This is a genomic window from Planktotalea sp. (assembly GCF_049680325.1).
In the GTDB taxonomy this organism is placed as follows: Bacteria; Pseudomonadota; Alphaproteobacteria; order Rhodobacterales; family Rhodobacteraceae; genus Planktotalea.
Genome location: NZ_JBAUHO010000129.1, coordinates 1 through 2,543 on the forward strand (window position 1 = coordinate 1; position 2,543 = coordinate 2,543).

Sequence of the window (2,543 nt, forward strand, 5' to 3'; positions counted from 1 at the left end):
GACCGTGAGATCATGCGCCATGATCCGCATACGCTGATCGAGGGTTGTCTGATTGCCAGCTTCGCGATGAATGCGAATGCCTGCTACATCTACATTCGCGGCGAATACATCCGCGAAAAGGAAGCGCTGCAAGCGGCGATTGATGAGGCCTATGCGGCTGGTCTGGTTGGCAAGAACGCGGCAAAATCCGGCTGGGATTTCGACATTTATCTGCACCATGGGGCAGGGGCGTATATTTGCGGTGAAGAAACTGCGCTGCTCGAAAGCCTTGAGGGCAAAAAGGGTATGCCGCGGATGAAGCCGCCATTCCCTGCGGGGGCGGGTCTTTATGGCTGCCCGACAACTGTGAACAACGTCGAAAGCATCGCGGTGGTTCCGACGATTCTGCGCCGTGGCCCCGAGTGGTTCGCCGGCTTTGGCCGCGCCAACAACGCTGGCACGAAGCTGTTCGCAATTTCTGGCCACGTCAACAACCCCTGCGTTGTGGAAGAAGCGATGAGCATTTCGTTTGAAGAGCTGATCGAAACCCACTGCGGCGGTATCAAGGGCGGCTGGGACAACCTTAAGGCGGTTATTCCGGGTGGTTCGTCCGTTCCATGTGTGCGCGGTGAAAAGATGCGCGATGCGATTATGGATTTCGACTATCTGCGCGGTGATCTTGGCTCTGGTCTTGGCACGGCGGCGGTGATTGTCATGGATAAAGACACCGATATTATCAAAGCGATCTGGCGGCTTGCGAAATTCTACAAGCACGAATCTTGCGGTCAGTGTACGCCATGCCGTGAAGGTACGGGCTGGATGATGCGCGTGATGGAACGCCTTGTGCGCGGCGACGCCGATCCTGCGGAAATCGATATGCTTTGGGATGTGACCAAGCAGGTCGAGGGTCACACGATCTGTGCGCTTGGCGATGCGGCAGCCTGGCCGATCCAGGGCTTGATAAACAATTTCCGCGACGAAATCGAAGATCGCATCAAAGCGCAAATCGCAGGGCGCACAACACGTGCGGTCGCAGCGAAATGATCCGTAGCGTAATCATAAGTGGCGCTGCACTGCTGGTGCTAGCAGGGTGTGAAGACCCGAAGCACGCTCAGCTATTTGACGGCATGCGTTACTCCGGGCGTTTGCAGGTCGAAAGCGAAAGCAGGCGCAACTTCACGGCGACGGTTACCCCTGTGTCTCAGGGCCTTGAGGGCGCTCGTGAAGCGGCGCGCTTTGAGGGCACAACACATTGTGTTCGCAAGTACGGTAGCTCTGATATCATTTGGACGCTTAGCCCGGATGCCGACGCGACAGCACTGAGCATCGAGAATGACCAGTTGACGGTTCAGGGGCGGTGCGCAGAATGAGAAATATCAAGAAAAACAGCGATGTTATTGCATATCAAACCTCCGGGACCCCATGTCTGGCTGGTGATTTGGCACAGTGCCAAGCCACACGAGTAGTTAGCATGACAGGAGTTTCACCATGCGTATGACATCTAAAGTTATCACATCCGTTTTCGCCGCCAGCCTTGCCCTTTGCACGCCGGCCTTTGCAAAAGGTCTTCAGGACGAGGTCGAGATTAACAACGGTCTTCTGGCTGTCGGTATCGCTGACGAAATTCGCAATCGCTGCGATAGCATTTCTGCGCGCACATTTACGGCGATCGGTTTTTTGAATTCCCTCAAGAGCGACGCGCGCGCAAAGGGCTATTCGAACGACGAAATCAATCGTTACACCAAAAGCAAAACCGAGAAGGCCAAGATGCGTAAGCGCGGCGAAGCCTATCTCGCTCAGAATGGTGCATCCACGTCTGATCCGGCCTCTATGTGCCGTTTGGGCCGCGCCGAAATCAAGAAACGTAGCCAAATTGGCGTATTACTAAGAGCAAAGTGAGACCTGATGTCTGACCTACGCAAGATCATCATCGACGACAAAGAAGTCGAAGTCGACGGGGCGATGACCCTTATTCAGGCCTGTGAAGAGGCGGGGGTCGAGATCCCCCGTTTCTGCTATCACGAGCGTCTGACCATCGCCGGCAATTGCCGGATGTGTCTTGTCGAGGTTGTAGGCGGCCCGCCCAAGCCGGCCGCCTCCTGCGCCATGCAGGTGCGCGATTTGCGCCCCGGGCCAGAAGGTCAGCCCCCTGTGGTCAAAACCAACTCACCAATGGTGAAAAAAGCGCGCGAAGGCGTGATGGAATTCTTGTTGATTAACCACCCGCTGGATTGCCCGATTTGCGATCAGGGCGGCGAATGCGATCTGCAAGACCAAGCCATGGCTTACGGTGTTGATTTCTCGCGTTTCCGCGAGCCAAAACGTGCCAGCGATGATCTTGATCTCGGCCCGTTGGTCGAAACCCATATGACCCGCTGCATTTCCTGCACGCGCTGCGTGCGCTTCACGACCGAAGTCGCTGGCATCACTCAGATGGGCCAGACGGGGCGCGGCGAAGATAGCGAAATTACTTCTTATTTGGGTGAAACGCTTGATAGCAACATGCAGGGCAACATCATTGATCTGTGCCCTGTCGGTGCGCTGGTGTCCAAGCCCTATGCCTT

General features: G+C 55.8%; 4 protein-coding genes. All 4 read left to right on the top strand.

Features of this window, described 5'->3' with window-relative positions; genetic code table 11:
- On the top strand, window positions 1-1,023 hold a 1,023-nt coding region (gene nuoF / locus WBC85_RS05720; RefSeq protein WP_424433868.1), incomplete at its 5' end, for an NADH-quinone oxidoreductase subunit NuoF.
- Window positions 1,020-1,349, top strand: a complete 330-nt coding sequence (locus tag WBC85_RS05725; protein ID WP_424433870.1) for a hypothetical protein — start codon at window positions 1,020-1,022, stop codon at window positions 1,347-1,349. The genes nuoF and WBC85_RS05725, both read left to right, overlap by 4 nt.
- A gap of 118 nt (window positions 1,350-1,467) precedes the next feature.
- Window positions 1,468-1,878: a DUF5333 domain-containing protein gene (locus WBC85_RS05730; protein ID WP_424433872.1), complete on the top strand. Its 411-nt coding sequence runs from the start codon at window positions 1,468-1,470 to the stop codon at window positions 1,876-1,878.
- 6 nt (window positions 1,879-1,884) lie between these two features.
- Window positions 1,885-2,543 (top strand): 2Fe-2S iron-sulfur cluster-binding protein (locus tag WBC85_RS05735; RefSeq protein ID WP_424433874.1); only part of this gene is annotated, 659 nt, incomplete at its 3' end.

Bases quoted from the DNA above. Each gene is read 5' to 3' on its own strand.
- WBC85_RS05725 (WP_424433870.1), top strand. From the start codon at position 1,020: ATGATCCGTAGCGTAATCATAAGTGGCGCTGCACTGCTGGTGCTAGCA.
- WBC85_RS05730 (WP_424433872.1), top strand. From the start codon at position 1,468: ATGCGTATGACATCTAAAGTTATCACATCCGTTTTCGCCGCCAGCCTT.